The 19,952-nt window shown below is 62.9% G+C and carries 18 protein-coding genes; 8 read left to right on the top strand and 10 right to left on the bottom strand.

Annotation, left to right across the window (positions count from 1 at the left end):
* Positions 1 to 44 precede the first annotated feature (44 nt).
* The 4 genes from GNG29_RS06095 to GNG29_RS06080 all read left to right on the top strand — a co-directional run bounded on the left by GNG29_RS06095 (position 45) and on the right by GNG29_RS06080 (position 2,819).
* Positions 45 to 1,142 carry an oxidoreductase gene (locus GNG29_RS06095; protein ID WP_156654078.1) on the top strand — a complete coding sequence of 366 codons (1,098 nt, stop codon included), beginning with the start codon at positions 45 to 47 and terminating at the stop codon, positions 1,140 to 1,142.
* A gap of 61 nt (positions 1,143 to 1,203) precedes the next feature.
* Positions 1,204 to 1,947, top strand: a complete 744-nt coding sequence (locus GNG29_RS06090; protein WP_103178636.1) for an SDR family NAD(P)-dependent oxidoreductase — start codon at positions 1,204 to 1,206, stop codon at positions 1,945 to 1,947.
* A gap of 190 nt (positions 1,948 to 2,137) precedes the next feature.
* Entirely contained in the window at positions 2,138 to 2,434 is a 297-nt protein-coding gene (locus GNG29_RS06085) for a type II toxin-antitoxin system RelE/ParE family toxin (protein WP_103178635.1), read from the top strand.
* A complete protein-coding gene (locus GNG29_RS06080) occupies positions 2,415 to 2,819 on the top strand; it encodes a helix-turn-helix domain-containing protein (RefSeq protein WP_103178634.1) in 405 nt (134 codons plus the stop codon). The genes GNG29_RS06085 and GNG29_RS06080 overlap by 20 nt, the downstream gene beginning before the upstream one ends.
* Here GNG29_RS06080 and GNG29_RS06075 read toward each other — a convergent pair.
* The 7 genes from GNG29_RS06075 to entC all read right to left on the bottom strand — a co-directional run bounded on the left by GNG29_RS06075 (position 2,816) and on the right by entC (position 10,255).
* Positions 2,816 to 3,013 carry a YbdD/YjiX family protein gene (locus GNG29_RS06075; protein WP_014169079.1) on the bottom strand — a complete coding sequence of 66 codons (198 nt, stop codon included), beginning with the start codon at positions 3,011 to 3,013 and terminating at the stop codon, positions 2,816 to 2,818. The two genes, GNG29_RS06080 and GNG29_RS06075, sit on opposite strands and share 4 nt — an antisense overlap.
* Before the next feature lie 59 nt (positions 3,014 to 3,072).
* Complete coding sequence (gene cstA, locus GNG29_RS06070; protein WP_156654077.1) at positions 3,073 to 5,178, bottom strand: pyruvate/proton symporter CstA; 2,106 nt, start codon at positions 5,176 to 5,178, stop codon at positions 3,073 to 3,075.
* 264 nt (positions 5,179 to 5,442) lie between these two features.
* Positions 5,443 to 5,856 carry a proofreading thioesterase EntH gene (gene entH / locus GNG29_RS06065; RefSeq protein WP_156654076.1) on the bottom strand — a complete coding sequence of 138 codons (414 nt, stop codon included), beginning with the start codon at positions 5,854 to 5,856 and terminating at the stop codon, positions 5,443 to 5,445.
* Positions 5,857 to 6,609 carry a 2,3-dihydro-2,3-dihydroxybenzoate dehydrogenase EntA gene (entA, locus tag GNG29_RS06060; RefSeq protein WP_197431833.1) on the bottom strand — a complete coding sequence of 251 codons (753 nt, stop codon included), beginning with the start codon at positions 6,607 to 6,609 and terminating at the stop codon, positions 5,857 to 5,859.
* Positions 6,606 to 7,460, bottom strand: coding sequence for an isochorismatase (locus GNG29_RS06055; RefSeq protein ID WP_103178631.1), 855 nt, complete (start codon positions 7,458 to 7,460; stop codon positions 6,606 to 6,608). The genes entA and GNG29_RS06055 overlap by 4 nt, the downstream gene beginning before the upstream one ends.
* Positions 7,461 to 7,471: 11 nt before the next feature.
* Entirely contained in the window at positions 7,472 to 9,070 is a 1,599-nt protein-coding gene (entE, locus tag GNG29_RS06050; protein WP_103178630.1) for a (2,3-dihydroxybenzoyl)adenylate synthase EntE, read from the bottom strand.
* 9 nt (positions 9,071 to 9,079) lie between these two features.
* Positions 9,080 to 10,255, bottom strand: coding sequence for an isochorismate synthase EntC (entC, locus tag GNG29_RS06045; protein ID WP_156654075.1), 1,176 nt, complete (start codon positions 10,253 to 10,255; stop codon positions 9,080 to 9,082).
* 187 nt (positions 10,256 to 10,442) lie between these two features.
* On the opposite strand from entC, the gene fepB reads away from it, so the two are divergent.
* Complete coding sequence (gene fepB / locus GNG29_RS06040) at positions 10,443 to 11,402, top strand: Fe2+-enterobactin ABC transporter substrate-binding protein (protein ID WP_156654074.1); 960 nt, start codon at positions 10,443 to 10,445, stop codon at positions 11,400 to 11,402.
* Positions 11,403 to 11,582: 180 nt separating this feature from the next.
* Here fepB and entS read toward each other — a convergent pair whose 3' ends face one another.
* Entirely contained in the window at positions 11,583 to 12,818 is a 1,236-nt protein-coding gene (gene entS / locus GNG29_RS06035) for an enterobactin transporter EntS (RefSeq protein WP_156654073.1), read from the bottom strand.
* Positions 12,819 to 12,929: 111 nt separating this feature from the next.
* Between entS and fepD the strand changes: the two genes are divergently transcribed.
* From fepD to fepC, 3 genes are read left to right on the top strand one after another with little or no spacing between them, the layout of a single operon-like run.
* A complete protein-coding gene (fepD, locus tag GNG29_RS06030; protein WP_156654072.1) occupies positions 12,930 to 13,934 on the top strand; it encodes a Fe(3+)-siderophore ABC transporter permease in 1,005 nt (334 codons plus the stop codon).
* Complete coding sequence (gene fepG, locus GNG29_RS06025) at positions 13,934 to 14,923, top strand: iron-enterobactin ABC transporter permease (protein WP_156654071.1); 990 nt, start codon at positions 13,934 to 13,936, stop codon at positions 14,921 to 14,923. The genes fepD and fepG overlap by 1 nt, the downstream gene beginning before the upstream one ends.
* Positions 14,920 to 15,714 carry an iron-enterobactin ABC transporter ATP-binding protein gene (fepC, locus tag GNG29_RS06020; protein WP_103178623.1) on the top strand — a complete coding sequence of 265 codons (795 nt, stop codon included), beginning with the start codon at positions 14,920 to 14,922 and terminating at the stop codon, positions 15,712 to 15,714. The genes fepG and fepC overlap by 4 nt, the downstream gene beginning before the upstream one ends.
* Before the next feature lie 160 nt (positions 15,715 to 15,874).
* Here fepC and entF read toward each other — a convergent pair whose 3' ends face one another.
* The gene (gene entF / locus GNG29_RS06015; RefSeq protein WP_156654070.1) at positions 15,875 to 19,741 is read right to left on the bottom strand and encodes an enterobactin non-ribosomal peptide synthetase EntF; all 3,867 of its coding nucleotides are present in this window, start codon (positions 19,739 to 19,741) and stop codon (positions 15,875 to 15,877) included.
* Entirely contained in the window at positions 19,738 to 19,950 is a 213-nt protein-coding gene (locus tag GNG29_RS06010; RefSeq protein ID WP_103178621.1) for an MbtH family NRPS accessory protein, read from the bottom strand. The genes entF and GNG29_RS06010 overlap by 4 nt, the downstream gene beginning before the upstream one ends.
* Positions 19,951 to 19,952 lie beyond the last annotated feature (2 nt).

The following is a 19,952-nucleotide window of genomic DNA, read 5'->3' as shown; positions in this document are numbered from 1 at the left end:
CCAGACATAACATCAGGTTAGCGCTTCGCAAAAAGGAAACCCTCATGAGCAACACTGACATCCGCGTCGTTCCCGGCCCGGCAAACTACTACTCCCACCGCGGCGCTCTGGCTCGCCTGGACGATTTTTTTACCCCGGAGCAACTCTCCCGGGCGGTATGGATCTACGGTGAACGCGCCCTGGCCGGGGCCCGACCGTTCCTGCCGGACAGTTTTGACGCTGCCGGAGCAAAACGGCTGCTCTTTAAAGGCCACTGCAGCAAGCGCGATGTGAATCAGCTTGCAGAAGCCTCCGGCGCGGATCGCAGCGTGGTGATTGGCGTCGGCGGCGGCGCGCTGCTGGATACCGCTAAAGCAATGGCCCGCCGTCTGGGTCTGCCGCTGGTGGCTATTCCCACCATCGCGGCCACCTGCGCGGCATGGACCCCGCTGTCGGTGTGGTACAACGACGCCGGGCAGGCGCTCCATTTTGAGATCTTTGACGATGCCAACTATCTGGTGCTCGTCGAGCCCGAGATCGTCCTCAACGCCCCGGCAGAGTACCTGCTGGCGGGGATCGGCGACACGCTGGCGAAATGGTATGAAGCGGTGGTGCTGGCTCCAGAGCCCGAACACCTCCCGCTGACGGTGAGGCTCGGCATTAACGGGGCGCTGGCGATCCGCGACGTGCTGCTGGCGCACAGCGAGCAGGCGTTAGCGGACCAGACGCGGCGCGAGGTGACGCGTGAGTTTCATGACGTGGTGGATGCCATTATCGCCGGTGGCGGCATGGTCGGCGGGCTCGGGGAGCGCTACACCCGCGTGGCGGCAGCGCATGCGGTGCATAACGGCTTAACGGTGCTGCCGCAGACCGCGCCATTCCTCCACGGCACCAAGGTGGCATACGGGATCCTGGTGCAGAGCGCCCTGCTCGGCCAGGACGAGGTGCTGCGCGAGCTGGTCGCGGCCTACCAGCGCTTTAACCTGCCCACCACCTTGCGTGAGCTGGAGGTTGACATCCATAATCGCGAGGCGCTGGACCGGGTGATCGCCCACACCCTGCGCCCGGTAGAGTCGATCCACGCCCTGCCGATCGCCCTGACGCCGGAGGTGCTGCGCGCCGCATTTGAAAAAGTGGAAAACTTCAGCCACCCGGCGCATTGACGCCGGGAACTGGCCCTCTATACCTAATGATGATCATCACCACTCTCGTAACGAGGTCATCATGCAGATCGACTTAACAGGTAAAAAGGCGCTGGTAACCGGTGCCAGTCGTGGGTTAGGCCGTGCCATTGCGCTCTCCCTGGCACGCGCCGGCGCCGATGTCGTTATCACCTATGAGAAATCCGCCGATAAAGCCCAGGCCGTCGCGGATGAGATCCGCGCGCTGGGGCGGCGCGCCGAGGCGATCCAGGCGGACAGCGCCAGCGCTCAGGCGATTCAGGATGCCGTCACCCAGGCGGCGCGCAGCCTCGGCGGGCTGGATATCCTGGTGAACAATGCCGGGATTGCGCGCGGTGGTCCGCTGGAGACGATGACCCTCGCGGACATTGATGCCCTGATCAACGTCAATATTCGCGGGGTGGTGATCGCCATTCAGGAGGCGCTGGTTCACATGTCCGACGGCGGGCGCATCATCAACATCGGCAGTTGTCTGGCGAACCGCGTTGCCCAGCCCGGCATCGCCGTTTACTCCATGACCAAATCGGCGCTCAACTCCCTGACCCGCGGGCTGGCGCGCGATCTCGGCCCGCGCGGGATCACCGTCAACCTGGTTCACCCTGGCCCAACCAACAGTGACATGAACCCGGAAGATGGCGATCAGGCCGCCTCCCAGCGTCAGCTTATTGCCCTCGGGCACTATGGTCAGCCAGAGGATGTCGCCGCCGCGGTGACCTTCCTTGCCAGCCCCGCCGCCGGGCAGATCTCCGGCACCGGGCTGGATGTGGACGGCGGGCTGAACGCCTGACGCCTGCTCGCAGTTTGGATGTTAGCCTCTGTCGTCCGGCAGAGGCGTTTTCGACCCGCCTCGACAAACTCACTTTTGCCGCTTTTTCCGCTCTCCCCCTCGCCCTACAGTACCCCATAAGACATTCGGAATTTATCTAATAGTCTTATTATTTCCTTATATTTCGTGTGGGCGTATAGTGGAGGTACGGATGAAGATTGTCTGGTCAAAAACCGCGGAGAAACAGTTAGCGAAAATCGATCCCCGCTATCGCTGGCGCATTGCACGCAGGCTGGCGAGTCTGGATGACCACGCCGCTCCCGTGGCGGATATTAAAAAATTGTCCTCACCCGAAAACCACCATCGATTGCGGGTGGGTGATTACAGGGTCATCTACACCCTTGAGAATCAGCAAAGTGATACCTGTTATGTGGTATCCGTTAAGCGTCGAACAACAACCACCTATCTTCATGAGGAGCAGATGGAATATGACTGTGCAGTTGATTAAGGATGAAGAGGGAAAAACGCAATATGCCGTCATTCCGTACAGGGACTATCTTCGCATGCGCTTAGCCATGCTGGAGCAGGATGACGACGATGAAAGCGAATGGGAAGACATTCCTTACGAATCAGATATCTACGATAGTGTTGGCTTGCCGGGAGAGGTCTGCAACATAATGCATAGCGAAAATGTCAGCCTGCAGGCGGCCTGGCGCATCTACCGCGGCCTGTCCCAGCAGGAGGTGGCCGACAAGCTGGGCATCAGCCAGTCCGCCGTATCACAGCTGGAAGCCGTGGATTCCCGCCCGCAAAAACGCACCCGCGAAAAGCTGGCGGCCATTTATGGCTGTAAGCAGGAGCAGATCAGCCTCTACTTACCGAAAGAGGGTTAACAGCACTTCGCGCCGCCTTTACCGCCGTAGCGGGCATCCTGGCGATCGCGGAAAAACGCCTCGTAGGTCATCGGCGTCTGGTCAGGATGGTTGACGCGCATATGCTCGACATAGTTGTCGTAGTCCGGCACGCCGATCATCATTTTTGCGGCCTGCCCTAAATATTTACCGGCTTTTGACAGGGTATCGAACATCGCTCTTCTCTCACAAAAAAGGTAGGCCGGGTAAGCGCTAGCGCCACCCGGCACACAGGTTAATGCGCCCCTTTCGCCTGGGTCACAATCTCTTCATAGTTGGCCGGCATCGGCTCATACGGCGTCTCTTTCGCGGTAGGTTTGTCCTGTTTCAGGGCGGCCAGCGCGGTCTTCAGAGAATAGAGCGCCAGCACCACAACCACCACCATAAAGAAGATGGTCAGCCCGGCATCCAGACGGTTGTTAAAGACCAGCTGCGAGAGCTGGGACTCGGTATACTGCGCCGGGATCTTGCCGCTGTCGATCATCGCCTGGAACTTGTTGGCGATGGCCAGGAAGCCCACTTTGGCATCGCTGCTGAAGGCTTTCTGCCAGCCTGCGGTCAGGGTACAGATCAGCAGCCAGGCGGTTGGCACCAGGGCGACCCAGGCGTAACGCTGACGTTTCATCTTGAACAGCACCACCGCGCAGAGCATCAGCGCCATACCGGCCAGCATCTGGTTAGCGATACCGAACAGCGGCCACAGGGTGTTGATGCCGCCCAGCGGATCGACCACCCCCTGATGCAGGAAATAACCCCACGCCAGGACGCAGAGCGCCGTCGCCAGCAGGTTCGCAGGCAGCGATTCGGTGCGTTTGAGGCCGGGGGAGATCACCCCCAGCAGATCCTGCAGCATAAAGCGCGCCGCACGTGTCCCGGCATCCACCGCCGTCAGGATAAAGAGCGCTTCGAAGAGGATGGCGAAGTGATACCAGAACGACACATCCATCAGACCGCCCAGCGCGCCGTGCAGAATGTAGGCCATGCCCACCGCCAGGGTCGGCGCACCGCCCGCGCGGGAGATAATCGACTGCTCGCCCACCTCGTTGGCAATCTGAGAGAGAGTATCCGGGGTAATGCTAAAGCCCCAGCCGCTGACCACCTGGGCCGCAGAGGCCACCACGTCCGCCGTACCGGCAGGCGCCAGCACCGCAATCGGGCTGTTCATCGCAAAGTAGACGCCCGGATCGATAATGCAGGCGGAGACCAGCGCCATAATGGCAACGAAGGACTCCATCAGCATGCCGCCGTAGCCGATAAAGCAGGCCTGGTTTTCATTCGCCAGCATCTTCGGCGTGGTGCCGGAGGCGATCAGGGCATGGAAGCCAGAGACCGCGCCACAGGCGATGGTGATAAACAGGAACGGGAACATATTGCCGGACCAGACCGGACCTGTGCCATCAATAAACTTCGTCACCGCCGGCATGGTCAGGGTCGGGCGCATGATCAGAATGCCAATCGCCAGGCCAACAATGGTGCCGATTTTCAGGAAGGTGGAGAGGTAATCGCGCGGAGCCAGCAGCAGCCACACCGGCAGCACCGCCGCTACAAAGCCATAGCCCACCAGCATCCAGGTCAGCTGTACGCCGGTATAGTCAAAGTATGGCGCCCAGGTTGGGCTCTCGGCCACCCAGCCGCCGGAGATAATGGCGAAGACCAGGAAGACCAGGCCAATCACCGACACTTCGCCGATGCGCCCCGGGCGCAGGTAGCGGATGTAGATCCCCATAAAAATTGCCAGCGGAATGGTAAAGGCGACGGTATATGTCCCCCACGGGCTGTGGGTCAGGGCTTTCACCACGATCATCGCCAGCACCGCAAGGATGATCACCATGATCATAAAGCAGGCCACCAGCGCAATCACCCCGGCGGTCGGGCCCATCTCCTCTTTTACCAGCTCGCCGAGGGAACGCCCGTCGCGGCGGGTGGAGACGAACAGCACCATAAAGTCCTGCACTGCGCCTGCCAGCACCACCCCGGCGAGGATCCAGATCATCCCGGGCAGGTAGCCCATCTGCGCGGCCAGCACGGGCCCCACCAGCGGCCCGGCCCCGGCGATAGCGGCAAAGTGGTGACCGAACAGCACTTTTTTATCGGTTGGCACATAGTCCAGCCCGTCGTTATGGCGCACCGCTGGCGTCATGCGCGTCGGGTCAACCGAGAGGACGTTATGGGCAATAAACTTGCCGTAAAAACGGTAGGCAATCAGATAGATACAGACCGCTGCGACGACTATCCACAGCGCATTGATCTGTTCACCGCGGTTGAGGGCGATATAGCCCAGCGCAAAGGCACCCACCACGGAGAGCCCTGCCCATATGAGGTATTTCCCTGAGTTATTCATGATATGGTTTCCATCATCGCAGAAGTGAGATGTTACATTTTGTATCTATAACACTCGCTTAAGATTTAACAACTCAACCACACGTAAAAACAGACATCCAACCAGTCATTTACATAACATTGTTAAGCCGATCACTTTCACCCCGTCCCGCGGCGGAGGACCTTAATTAAAACAGGGCTCAGCGCTGAAATGCCACCCGGCAAACAGCCGCATCGAACCGTAGGCCGGGTAAGCGCAGCGCCACCCGGCACACAGCCGCACGCTCTACCCCAACACCATCGTACTCAACCGGCAGGTACAGCAGCGCCGTCCCTGCTCGTCAAACACCACAATCTCCCAGCTCTGGCTGGTGCGCCCGAGGTGCAGCGGCTGACACACCCCGCGCACCTTGCCCTGCGACACCGCCCGGTGATGGGTGGCGTTCAGTTCCGTGCCCACCACGCTCTGCCCGTCGCGGGTCATCAGGAAGCCAGCCATCGACCCCAGGGTCTCCGCCAGCGCCGCCGACGCGCCGCCGTGCAGTAAACCAAACGGCTGATGAGTGCGCGTATCCACCGGCATCTCGGCCTCCAGGGTGTCATCCTCCAGCCGGGTGTAGACGATCCCCAGATGCGCCACCATCGTATTCAGGCTGGTAGCGTTCAGCGCCTCCAGCGATAAATGACGTTTCCAGATCATCTAGGCCCCCAGCGTGGAGCCGCCGTCCACCACGATATCCTGCAACGTGATGTGGCTGGCGTGGTCGGAGGCGAGGAACAGCACGGTGCTGGCGATCTCCTCTGGGCGGGCGATTTTACCCAGCGGAATGCCGAGCTTGAACTGCTCGCCAAACCCGCGAATACGCTGCTGCTCGGCATCGTCGCTTTTCCACAGGGTGCGCTGCATGTCGGTATCGGTGGAGCCCGGCGAGACCAGGTTAGAGCGCACGCCGCTCCCCGCCAGCTCCAGGCCGACGGTGAGCGCCAGACTTTTCAGCGCCGCTTTCGAGGCGCCGTAAGCGCTCATGCCGATGCGTGGCGTATGGGCCGCGTCGGAGGCCACGGTGACAATCGCCCCACCCTGCTGACGACGGAACTGGCCCATCGTCTGCTGGAACAGGTTGAACGCTCCACCGACGTTGACCGCAAAGGTCTGCTGCCAGTCCGCCTGTGAGAGCTGGTCGGTGGCGCCCATGCGTAAAATACCGGCGGCATTCACCAGCACATCAAGCCGCTCGAGGCTCGCCAGCAGACGCCCGCAAACCGCGTTGACCTGCTGCGCATCCGCCACGTCCAGCACTTCGGTGGCAAAGGGATATTCCGCCTGCGGGAAGGCGACATCAAAGCCCGTCACCTCCGCGCCCGCCGCCGCAAACGCCCGGGCCGTGGCGTAACCGATGCCTTTTCCGGCCCCGGTCACCCAGACGGTTTTACCCGTGAAATCCAGCATCATTTCACCTCGCGGGAGAGCAGCGCCCACCAGGCATCAAGGGTAGGGTTTTTCGCCAACATCACAAAGTCGATATCGCCGTGCACTTTGCGCCAGCGTGCCGCCAGGGCCATCATCCGCACCGAATCCAGCCCGTAGTCGATCAGGTTTTCATCATCCATCGGCTCGTCGGACTCATCCAGCAGAGGCAGGATGAGCTCGCGCAGCGCCGCTTTGCTGGCTGGCAGCGAGGGCAGCAGCTCGTCGGTAGTCACCACGCGCCCGGAGCGACCGGCCACATAGTTGAGCGACATCAGGTGCTCGTCCCGGGTGAAGTCCGCCAGCGCATCGGCGACGAAGAACGGCTGAATGTCGCGCATAAAGGCGTCGGTGGCGGTGGTCATGCAGCCGATATGGGCGTACACGCCGGTGATGATGAGCTGATCGCGGCCGCTCTCTTTAAGCATCTGCTCCAGCGGCGAGCGGTGAAACGCGCTGTAGCGCCACTTCACCAGCACGGTGTCGGCTTCGTCCGGCGTCAGTTCAGCCACGATGCGCTGCTGCTCCGGCGAGCGGGTCAGGCCCGGCCCCCACATGTCGTTCAGCAGGGCGCGGTCCTCATCGCTCTGCTCTTTCGGCTGGGCGGTGTAGTAGACCGGGATCCCCTGCTGTTTGCAGTAGTCACGCAGCCGGGCGATGTTCGCCACCACCTGCGCCATCATCGGGCAGTTCTCGCCCCAGAAGTTGAGGAAATACTCCTGCATATCGTGGATCAGCAGCGCGGCGCGCGCGGGCTCCATCGTCCAGCTCACTTTATTGGTCGGCAGATCTGCCGCGCCCGGCAGCGCGTAACCGGTTAATTTTGGAATTGCCATCGTCTTGCTCCTCAGCCCCGGGCCCGTTCGACCAGCCACAGGCGTAATTGTTTTTTATCGACTTTCCCTACCGGCGTCAGCGGCAGTGCCTCCAGGCACTCGACGCGATCCGGCAGCTTAAATTCGGCGACGCCCTGCTCGCGCAGGAAGCGGCGCACCTCCACCGCTCGCAGGGGCTGTTTCACCACCAGATACGCGCAGCTCTTCTCGCCCAGCAGGCTGTCTTCCATGCTGACCAGCGCGGCGTGGATCACCGCCTCGTGGCGCAGGAGCAGGTTTTCCACCTCTTCGGCGGCAATTTTTTCACCGCCGCGGTTAATCTGATCTTTCTCACGCCCCTGCACGGTGATGTAGCCCTGCTCGTCAATGGCGATCAGATCCCCGGAGCAGTAAAAGCCGTTCTCATCGAAGGCGCTGGCGTTGTGCTCCGGGCTCTTGTAGTAGCCGCGGAAGGTGTACGGCCCGCGGGTCATCAGGCGCCCCACCTCGCCGCGCGGCAGCGGATTACCGTGCTCATCGGCCACCCACACTTCGTCATCCGGGCACATCGGGCGACCCTGGGTATTGATAATGCGCTCCGGCGTATCATCCAGCGCGGTGTAGTTCACCAGCCCTTCGGCCATGCCAAACACCTGCTGGAGCTGACAGCCGATCTCAGCCGGAATACGGGCGGCCAGGGTGGCGGAGAGTCGCGCCCCGCCCACCTGCAACAGTTGCAGGGATGCCAGCTGCGCATTGCCCGCCCCCTCGCTGATAGCCTGTAACCACAGGCTGACCGCAGGCGGCACCAGCGAGGTGACGGTGATCTGATGTTGTTCGATTAGCGGGAAGCAGAGCGTGGCGCTCGGATCGTTCGCCAGCACCACGCAGCCTCCGGCCATAAAGACCCCCAGCGAGCCGGGGGAACTCATCGCGAAGTTATGCGCCGCCGGGAGTGCGTTCAGGTAACGGGTATCCGCGGTAATGCCGCAGATCTCGTTGCTGCGACGAATGCTGTAGTAATAGTCGTTGTGGGTGCGCGGGATCAGCTTCGGCGTGCCGGTGCTGCCGCCGGAAAGCTGGAAGAACGCCACTTCGTCCGCCGGGGTCGGAGTGGCGATAAAATGTTCCGCCGGGCGGGCAATCGCTGCCTCCAGCCCGTCTCCACGCAGCAGCACCGTGCGCACGGAACGGTGCTGTTCCATAAAGGTGTTGAGGAAGTCGTCGCCAGCAAAGAGACCGTGAGCACGATCGGCAATCAGCAGCGCGGGTTCAATCTGGCTGGCGTAGGCGTTCAGCTCGCTGCGCTGATGGCTGAAGAGCGCATTAACCGGGGCCACGCCCACCTGCAACAGGGCGAAAAAGGTGATGTAGAACTCGGCGACGTTGCCCAGCTGCACCAGGGCGGTTTCACCCCGCTGAACGCCCTGCGCCTGCAACGCCGACGCCAGGTTATTGACGGACTGCTGGAACTGGCGGTACGTGATGCGGCGTTCGCCGTCGACTAACGCCCACGCGTCGCTGTCGCCGTGGCGGGTGAGAATGTCCGTCAGGGGCAGATCCTGCCAGTAACCTTTTTCACGATAGCGGCGGGCAAATTCGTCGGGCCAGCGGGTAAAGGGAAGGGTCATGATTAATCCTTAATGCAAACCAAAAACGTTGAGCATGGTGGTCAGCTTCACGCCGGTTTCACGCCATTCGGCCACCGGGGAAGAGGCCGGAACAATCCCGGCACCGGCAAACAGACGTACGCTGTTGGCCTGAATACGCGCGCAGCGGATGGTGACCACCCACTCGCCGTTGCCTTCGCTGTCGCACCAGCCGACGATGCCGCCGAACAGCTCGCGGTCGAACGGCTCCAGCTCGGCAATCAGCTCCTTCGCCGCCTGGTGCGGGAAGCCGCTCAATGCCGGGGTCGGGTGCAGCAGGCAGGCCAGGGTCAGGGCGTTCTCATCTTCACGCGCCTCGCCTTCCACCGGGGTCGCCAGATGCCACAGGGTCGGGGTGGTGATGAGCTGCGGCGAGGCGGGCATGGTCAGCCGATGGCTGCGCGGGGCCAGCACCGCCTTCATCGCCTGGGTGACCAGCTCATGTTCGTGGCGATCTTTTTCCGAGGCCAGCAGCTTGTTGCCCGCCTCGCGATCGAGCATGTCATCCGGCTGACGACGAGCCGAGCCTGCCAGCGGCAGGGAGCTGAAGTGCGCCCCCTCTTTACGCAGCAGCAGCTCCGGGCTGGCGCCGAGCAGCACCCCGCCATCCTCCAGTGGGACGTGGAAATTAAAGCTGGCCGGGTTCTGGGCGATCAGTTTTTCCAGCAGCGCGCTGCTGTCAATCTTCTCTGCCGTTGCAATGTCGATCAGGCGGGAGAGCACCACTTTATTAACCCGCGGAGTGGCGGTCAAAGCGGCGGCGCGGGCCACCATCTCTTCAAAGGCTAACTGGGCCGGGATCTCGGTGCGGGATTTGACCGTCAGCGGTGAGGTTCGGGCGGCATAGCGGGCAGACTGCTGACGCGCCGGGCGGGCAAATGATTGCCACAGCTCCGGGATAAACAGCGATGACGGCTGGCGGGTATCAAAGGGGATAGCCCCTACCATCACCGGGTTGCTGATGCCAGCGGCTTTAGCATTGGCAAAGGCCTGTTTCAGCTGCTGCTGGAATGGGCTTGCCGGATCGTCGCCGCCAACGGCGGGAGTGGAAAAACGGGCAAAGCAGCCAGAGGTGGTAAAACTGCGATAGGGCGACATAAAGAAGAAGCTCTCTTTTTGCAGCCGGGTCGCGGTGTGCTGAACATCCTCAGCCAGTGACGTATCCATATCATCCTCCTGAAATGATAAAAGCAGTAAGAATTATTATCATTTATATTTTCGCTGGCTAACCTAATCCCAGAGCGCAATGGTGTCAACAGCCCAGCGTGTAACTTATGCGACTATCGCTTGCATCCCTTCGGCTAATTCATGAAAATGAGAAGCATTAACTTCAACAAAAACAGGATGCCCCTTAGTGAAACTGCCCGCCTTTTGCCGTAACACCCTGCTTTTTATCAGCCTTTTATTTTCAGGATTAACCTCAGCCGTCGCCGCGGACTGGCCGCGTCAGGTGACGGACAGCCGCGGAACGCACACCCTTGAGAGCAAACCGACGCGGATTGTCTCCACCAGCGTGACCCTCACCGGCTCCCTGCTGGCCATTGACGCCCCGGTGGTTGCCAGCGGCGCCACCACCCCGAATAACCGGGTGGCAGACGATCAGGGCTTTTTGCGCCAGTGGGGTGATATCGCGAAAGAGCGTAAGCTGGCGCGGCTCTACATCGGCGAGCCGAGCGCAGAAGCGGTGGCCGCCCAGATGCCGGATTTGATCCTCATTAGCGCCACCGGGGGCGATTCCGCCGTCGCGCTCTACGATCAGCTCTCCGCCATCGCCCCGACGCTTATCATCAATTACGACGATAAAAGCTGGCAGGCGCTGCTGACCCAGCTGGGCACGATTACAGGCCAGGAGCAGCAGGCCGCAGCGCGGATTGCGGAGTTTGATAAGCAGCTCGCCCGGGTGAAGCAGCAGATGAAGCTGCCGCCGCAGCCGGTGAATGCCATCGTCTACACCGCTGCCGCCCACAGCGCCAACCTCTGGACCACCGAGTCGGCGCAGGGCAAGCTGCTGCAACAGCTCGGCTTCACCCTTGCCCCCCTGCCCGCCGGGCTGAATCCGTCCCAGAGCCAGGGCAAGCGCCACGACATTGTGCAGTTAGGGGGTGAAAACCTGGCCGCCGGTCTGAACGGCGAAGGGCTGTTCCTGTTTGCCGGGGATGGGAAGGATGTGGATGCGATCTACGCCAACCCGCTGCTGGCCCATCTGCCGGCGGTGCAAAACAAACGCGTCTGGGCGCTGGGGACGGAGACCTTCCGTCTGGATTATTTCAGCGCCACCCGGGTGCTGGAGCGGTTAGAGGCCTTGTTTAAATAGTCGTGCATGTTGATGCCCGGTGGCGCTGCGCTTACCGGGCCTACGGTTCGGGGGGGTGGGGGTGTTGTACCGTGCGGCCTGATGCCCGGTGGCGCTGCGCTTACCGGGCCTACGGTTCGTGCCGGTGTAGGTTTTGTAGGCCGGGTAAGGCGTAGCCGCCACCCGGCACATTCCACCGCGTTAAACCGTGGCAATCTCCTGCCGAAACCGACGTAGCTCCGCCAGCACCACCAGCAATATCGCCCCCACTATCGCCAGCACAAACCCGCTGCTGCTCGCCGCGGCTACCGGGGTCATGATCGCCCCCAGCCCGCCGAGAATGGCGGCACCAATCGCATCGCCGGTAACGTTTTGCGCCGTCCACAAGCCGTTGATCCGCCCGAGCATCGCCTCCGGGGTCTGGGTCTGGATCAGGGTGTACTGCAGCAGCGAACTCACCGCGCTCAGCCAGCCAAACAGCGCCAGGCAGATCACCCCCAGCGCCCAGACCGGCATCAGGCTGAAGAAGCCGATGGCGATAAACGAGGCCAGGGTCGCCAGCAGCATAATCAGCCCCGGACGGGCACTCTGCGCCAGATTGCCGCTGGTGAGGGCGCCAAAGGCTGCACCCAGCGGGATGGCAGCATAGAGCAGACCAATCTGTGACACGCTCATCTGCCACGTAATCGCCAGCGCCGGATAGAGCACCCGCACCGCGCTCGCCATCGTCAGCAGCCCGCCCAACAGGGCGATGCCACCGATCAGCGGATTGCTGAACAGAAAGCGGATCGCCGCCAGCAGCGACTTAAGCGGATGCTCGCGCGGCTGGGGCGGAGGCGGCAGCAGCGGCAGCCGCAGCAGGGTTAAGGTGGTGATAAAGGTGCCCGCCGCCGCCAGGCCGTAGTTCCAGGCCACGTTACCGGTGCCGAGCAGCAGGCCGCCGACCATCGGCGAGATCACCGATCCCAGACGCACGGTGAGCATGGTGATGGCCCCCGCCTGCATCAGGTTCTCACGCCCCACCAGCGCAGGTGTCGCCGCCAGCAGCGCCGTCACCCCTAATGATGCAAAAAAGCCATCCCACAGGCCGAGGGCATAGATGGCGATTAACGACGGCTCCGGCAGCAGCGCGTTCAGACAGAGACCGACAAAGCCCACCCCGCAGGTGCCCCGCGCCAGCAGAATCAGCTTCTTACGCTCGTAGCGATCCGCCAGCACCCCGCCCACCATCAGGCCGATAAACATCGCCCCGCCGGTGAGGGTAACGGAGAGCCCCACCAGCCAGCTGGAGTGGGTCATCATCTGGATTTGTACCGGGACGGCCACACCGAGCAGGCCAAGGGATAAAATAGAGATAAAACGGGCAATAAAAACAGCACGAAACGCCGGATGGGTCTTCAGCAAACTCAGATTGAGCAGCCAGGATTGTCGGGTCATTACAAAGCCTTAATGGTTTCTTTTGTACCAATTCCATGGCCGCACATGCTAACATAGCTAAATAAGATAGATAACGATAATTACTATCATTATCAAATCATGGACGTAGCTATGTCGTACTCCCTTTCCGCGTCACGGGCCGTTGCCGTGCCCGGCTTACTGTTACTGCTCACGCTGGCGATTGCCCTCAGCCTGTTGGTGGGCGCCAAACCGCTGCCCTTTTCGGTGGTGGTGGATGCCCTCTCCGCCACCTGTCAAACCGCCGACTGCACCATCGTGCGGGATGCCCGCCTGCCGCGCACCCTGGCCGGCCTGCTGGCCGGTGCTGCCCTCGGCCTCGCCGGGGCGTTGATGCAGACTCTGACCCGCAACCCGCTGGCCGACCCCGGTATTCTCGGCGTTAACGCCGGGGCGAGCTTCGCCATCGTGCTGGGCGCGGCGCTGTTTGGCTTCTCCTCTCCCGGCGAACAGCTGGTGATGGCGCTGTGCGGCGCCTTTGCCGCCTCCCTGCTGGTGGCCTTTACCGGCAGCCAGGGCGGCGGCCAGCTCAGCCCGGTGCGCCTGACGCTCGCGGGCGTGGCGCTCGGCGCGGTGCTGGAGGGGCTCTCCAACGGCATCGCTCTCCTCAACCCCGACGTTTACGACCAGCTGCGCTTCTGGCAGGCGGGCTCCCTGGATATCCGCACCCTGCAAACGTTGCAGGTGGTGAGCGTACCGGTGCTGATCGCCGCCGCCGTGGCGCTGCTGTTAAGCCGGGCGCTCAACAGCCTGAGCCTTGGCAGCGACACCGCTACCGCCCTCGGCAGCCGGGTGGCGCGCACCCAGCTGCTGGGATTACTGACCATCACCGTATTGTGCGGGAGCGCCACGGCGGTAGTGGGCCCCATCGCCTTTATCGGCCTGATGATGCCGCACATGGCCCGCTGGCTGGTGGGGGCCGATCACCGCTGGTCCTTGCCGGTGACCCTGCTTGCCACCCCTGCCCTGCTGCTGTTTGCCGATATCCTCGGTCGCCTTCTGGTACCGGGCGAGCTGCGGGTATCCGTGGTCAGCGCCTTTATCGGCGCGCCGGTGCTGATCTTCCTGGTGCGTCGCAAGCGCGGAGGTGGAGTGTGATGGCCCCTTCCCGTCGTTTAGTGTTCAGCTGCCTGCTGCTGGTGCTGGTGAGTCTCGCCGTGGCGATCGTCAGCCTGCAAAGCGGCGCGGTGACGCTTGATATGAGTCAGGTCTTTAACGCCCTCACCGGCAGCGCGCCGCGCAATATCACCATGGTGGTGACGGAATGGCGAATGCCAAGGGTGATGATGGCCCTGCTGGTCGGCGCGGCGCTGGGGATCAGCGGTGCTATTTTCCAGTCGCTGATGCGCAACCCGCTGGGCAGCCCGGACGTGATGGGCTTTAACACCGGCGCCTGGAGCGGCGTGCTGGTGGCGATGGTGCTGTTTGGCCAGCACCTGACGGCCATTACGCTTGCGGCCATGGCGGGGGGTATTCTCACTTCGCTGGTGGTCTGGGCGCTTGCCTGGCGCGACGGGATCGAGACCTTCCGCCTGATCATCATCGGCATCGGCATGCGCGCCATGCTGATGGCCTTTAATACCTGGCTGCTGCTACAGGCGTCGCTGGAGACCTCGCTCTCTGCCGGGCTGTGGTTCGCCGGGTCGCTTAACGGCCTGACGTGGGCCAAAACCCTGCCCGCCGCCCCGCTGATCCTGCTGATGTTTGTCTGCGCCCTGTTGCTGGTGAAGCGCATGCGGCTGCTGGAGATGGGCGATGACAGCGCCTGTGCGCTGGGGGTGAGCGTCGAGCGTTCGCGCCTGATGCTGATGCTGGTGGCGGTGGTGTTAACCGCCGCGGCCACCGCCATCGCCGGGCCGATCTCCTTTATTGCGCTGGTGGCGCCGCACATTGCCTGCCGCCTGAGCGGCACCGCCCGCTGGGGATTAACCCAGTCGGCGCTGTGCGGATCGCTTTTGCTGCTGGCGGCAGATCTCTGCGCCCAACGGCTGTTTATGCCCTATCAACTTCCGGTGGGGGTGGTGACCGTCAGCCTGGGCGGCATCTACCTCATCGTCTTGCTTGTTCAGGAGTCCCGCAAGAAATGAGTGCCAATCTGACCCGCTTGCGCGGCGACAATCTGACCCTTGGCTACGGTAAGAAAATCGTGGCCGAGGATCTGCAGGTGGCGATCCCCGACGGCCACTTTACCGCCATTATCGGCCCCAACGGCTGCGGGAAATCGACGCTCTTACGTACCCTGAGCCGTCTGATGACGCCGCTGCACGGCAGCGTTTATCTCGATGGGGAGCAGATCCAGCGCTTCGCCAGCAAAGAGGTGGCGCGCCGGGTCGGGTTGCTGGCGCAAAACGCCACTACGCCGGGGGATATTACCGTCCAGGAGCTGGTGGCGCGCGGGCGCTATCCGCACCAGCCGCTGTTTACCCGCTGGCGTAAAGAGGATGAGGCGGCGGTAACCAAAGCGATGCAGGCCACCGGTATTACCGACCTGGCGGCGCAGAGCGTGGATACCCTCTCCGGCGGGCAGCGCCAGCGGGCGTGGATTGCGATGGTGCTGGCCCAGGAGACGTCGATCATGCTGCTGGATGAGCCGACCACCTGGCTGGATATCAGCCATCAGATCGATCTGCTGGAGCTGCTGAGCGACCTCAACCGCACCCAGGGCTTTACCCTGGCGGCGGTGCTGCACGATCTGAACCAGGCGTGCCGCTATGCCACCCATCTGATTGCCCTGCGCGACGGCAAGATTGTGGCGGAGGGGGCACCGAAAGCGATCGTCACCCCGGATCTGATCGAGCGGATCTACGGGATGCGCTGCATGATCATCGACGACCCGGTGGCGGGCACGCCGCTGGTGGTGCCGCTGGGACGGCGGTAAAAAAACGCCGGGTGGCGGCTACGCCTTACCCGGCCTACAAAACCACTGCGGTCTGAAACTGTGCCTCAATGCCGGGTGGCGGCAACGCCTTACCCGGCCTAAAAAACCCTTATGGCACGAACCGTAGGCCCGGCAAGCGCAGCGCCGCCGGGCATTGTGGCTACCCCAATATTTCCTTCAACACCGGACCGATGTGCTCAAACGCCTGCGGGGAGATGATCTCCACGTGGGCGCAATCCTGATGGTAGACCTCTAACTCCCCTACCCACGGCGCCCAGGCCTTGTGCGGATCCATCGTTCGCGTGCGTTCCGCAACAAACAGCGTCGCTTTGCCGTCAAAGGTTGAGCTGTGCGCCGTGGTCAGTAGGCGCACCGCATCGGCGTAGTTACCCTCGATGGCGCTAAACAGCTCCCCGGATGCCTGCCCCTGCTGGGCGGCGAGGAACGCCTGTCGCTCACGTTCAATCTCCGCTAAGACCTCAGGATCCAGGCCGTTGGCCTCTTTTTCGGACCAGTTTTGCGTCTCCGGCGGCCAGGTGTCGAGCAGGCCGAGGAACGCCACCTCTTCTCCCTGCGCGCGCAGGCGGGCGGCGATCCCCTGGGCCAGGGTGCCACCCAGCGAATAGCCAAACAGGTAATAAGGCCCGCGCGGCTGTTGAGCGCGGAGCGTCGCCAGATGGTGCTCGATCACCTCGTCCAGGGTCGCGCCGTTTTGCATCGGCCCCGGGCGCGGCGACTGAATGCAAATGATCGACCAGCGCGGGCTCAGGTAGCGGGCCAGGACGCTGAACTGCCAGGCAAAACCGGAGGCCGGATGGAAGCAGAACAGCGTCGGGCCGTGGCTTTCGCGCAGAGGCAATATCGTCTCGTAGCCCAGACGCTGAGCCTGCTCGTCGCTGATGTCGGATGCCAGTAGCGCACTCAGCTTGCCCACCGTCGGGGCCACCATCACCTGGCCGGGGGTTACCTGACGGGCAAAGTGGCGGCTGAGGCTGGCGGCAAGGCGCATCGCCAGCAGCGAGTGGCCGCCGAGGGCAAAGAAATCCGCCTCGATATCGTTAACCTCACACCCCAGCAGGGCGGAAAACGCCGCGGCAATGGTCCATTCGGCGTCGGTTTGTGGCGGGCGCCCCTGGGCTTTAACCGTCAGTTCCGGCAGCGGCAGCGCCTTACGATCCAGCTTGCCGTTGGCGCTCAGCGGCAGGTCACTGAGTTGCAGTAACACTACCGGCACCATGTGCGGCGGCAGTTGGGCTTTCAGCGCCGTTAAAAGCGCATCGCGATCCAGCGGCAGGCCGGATTCCGAAACCACGTAGCCCACCAGTTGCCGGGCATCGCCGCCGGTATCTGCCGCCTGGTTGATGACGCAGGCGTGGGTCACCGCCTGGGCCACGTCCGGCAGGGTCAGCATCGCCCGGTCGATTTCACCCAGCTCGATGCGCTGGCCGCGAATTTTCAGCTGATCGTCGCTGCGGCCCAGATACTCCACCGCGCCGTTATCCAGCCAGCGGGCCACGTCCCCGGTGCGGTACATGCGCTCGCCGGGGGCAAAGGGAGCGGCGATAAAGCGGCTGGCGGTCAGATCCGGGCGGCCCAGGTAGCCCTGCGCCAGCTGAATGCCGGTGAGGTACAGATCCCCCGCCACGCCGAACGGCACCGGGCGCATCATCCCATCCAGAATGCGCAGGCCGGTATTCCACACCGGGAAGCCAATCGGCACGCTGTTACCTTCTACTGCCGCCAGCTCCGGGCCATACGCCGGATACCAGCTGACATCCACCGCCGCTTCGGTGGGGCCATAAAGGTTATGCAGCGGCACCTGGGTAAGCTGCTCCCACTCCCGGCACAGGGCGGTGGGCAGAGCTTCGCCGCTACAGAACACCTGCTTCAGGCTGGCGCAGCAGGCAACATTTTCCGGGGTCAGCGACGCGACAAAGGCCGCCAGCATCGACGGCACAAAGTGGGTGGTGGTGACGCCATATTTCCCGAAGAATTCCTGCATCGCCAGCGGATCGCGGTGCGCCTCCGGCTCGGCCATCACCAGCTTCGCCCCGGCGATAAACGGCCACCAGAACTCCCATACCGAGACGTCAAAGCTGCACGGCGTTTTTTGCGCCACCACATCCGCGGCGGTGAGCGGGTAGTGGTTTTGCATCCACAGCAGGCGGTTGACGATGGCGGTCTGGCCGACCATCACCCCTTTCGGTCGTCCTGTTGAGCCGGAGGTAAAGATGATATAGGCGGTCTGTTCCGGCCTGCTCAGGTGCAGAGGTCTGGCATCGGCCGCAGACAATAGTATGTTGTAACTAAAAGTCGCCACCGGCAGATGGTCAAAGCGCGGGCGCTGGTCGTCGGTAGTGATCAGCAGCGAGGGTTGCGCATCCTCGATCATCATCTGCAGGCGATCGTCGGGATAGCCGGTGTCCAGCGGCAGCCACGCGGCCCCCACTTCGACAATGGCATGCAGGGCCAGGGTCAGGAACACCGAGCGCGGGAGCGCCACCGCCACGCTGTCGCCGGGCTTCACCCCGCGCTCGCGCAGCAGGTTCGCCAGGGCCACCACCTGCTCGCGCATCTGGCGGTAGGTCAACTCGTATTGCGCATCGGCCAGCGCCGGGGCGTCCGGGGTTTTCGCCGCCTGCTCCGCCACCAGCCCGCTCAGGGTGGTGCGCGGCAGCGGAACCGCGGTCTGGTTTATCTTTTCCAGCTGCTGATATTCAGCGTCAGAGACCGTTTCGGCCTCGCCGCAGCGCAGGTCGCTGTTGGCGGCAAACTGCGCCAGCAGCTCATGCAGGCGCTCGACGTGGCGCACCAGGGTGGCCTCGTCGTAACGCTGTTTGTTGGCGAGGATCTCAATGCTCAGCCCGCCCTGCTCGTCCGGGAAGAGCGCCATCTCCAGATCGTTGACCGGGCCGGTGGCGAGGGTATGGGTCACCGCCTGCACGCCATCGATATCCAGCTGGTAATCAAAGACCTTGACGTTAAACACCGGGCCAAACAGCGCCTCGTCGCTGGCGGCACGCCCGCTGTCGCGGACAATCTGCTCGGCGTCGTAACGCTGGTGACGGCGCATCTTTTTCATCTGCCCGGCCAGGCGCTGGGCCAGCTCGGGCAGCGTCTCCTGCGGGTTGATGTTCACCGCCAGGGGCAGCACGTTCAGCACCGGGCCGGTGGCGGTCAGCGCCGCGGAGCCCATCCGGCGCATAAAGATAAACCCGGCGGCGTAGCTCATCCGTCCGGTCAGGCGGGCGAGCCAGAGGGCCACCAGCGCCAGGGCAAGGTCGGTGCGCTGGCTCTGGCTCTTATTCGCCAGCTGGCTGAAGGCCTGGCGATCGGCGGTCAGCTTCAGGCGCAAAATATCGGTTGTGGCGGCGCGCCCCGGCAGCGGCGCGCTGGAGAGGGACACCGGCGGCGGCAGCTGCTTACGCTGCTCCGCCCAGAAGGCGCCGTCGCGGGCGTATGCGTCGCTCTGCTGGTAGCGCTGATACTCCTCCACCACCTCCGCAAAGGGGGTAAACGGCGATTCCGGCGTGGCTTCCCCCTTAGACCAGGCGCGGTAAATGGCGGCGATCTGCCGGGTAATGGCGGGGAAACTGAAGCCATCCACCACTAAATGGTGATAGCGCTGATACCAGTACCAGCGGTTATCTGCCACCTGGAGCAGGAGGTGGAAGGCCAGCGGCTGGCCGCTGTCGACGCGAAGGTTCTGATTGAGGTCGGCCTGCAGGGTTGCCAACGCGGCGGCATGCGGGTCGGCGTGATGGCGCAGGTCGATAATCTGCGGTTCCGGCAGGGTAGCACTCTCATCCACCCACTGCCCGATCTCGCCGTTATCCTCGGTAAACCGCATGCGCAGGGTATCGGCCTGCATCATGCCCGCCACCACCGCTTTCGCCAGCAATGGCGCATCCACCGGGCCGGTCAGCTCGACGTAGTGGGCCACGCTCCAGGCGTTGGGCAGGTCGGAGAGCTGTTCCGCCATCCAGATCCCCGGCTGGGCCGCCACGAGAGGATGTTTAACGCTCATGGAGTCACCTGTGCAAAATGGGCCGGGATCAGGGTTTGCCAGTGGGCCGCCAGCCACTGCTGACAGGCTTCCTGCGACTGCGCCTCACACACCACGTGCCAGCCGTCGGGCAAGGCGCACTGCTGCGGCCAGAGGCTGTACTGATTTTGGGCGTTTTGCACAATGGTGAACAGACCCTGCGGATCGTCGAAGGGGTTACTGAATTCCATAC

Origin of the sequence: Leclercia sp. Colony189, assembly GCF_009740165.1 — a bacterium.
Lineage (GTDB): Bacteria > Pseudomonadota > Gammaproteobacteria > Enterobacterales > Enterobacteriaceae > Enterobacter.
Note: the sequence above shows the minus strand (reverse complement) of the source record. Positions and strands in the feature narration are given on the sequence as shown.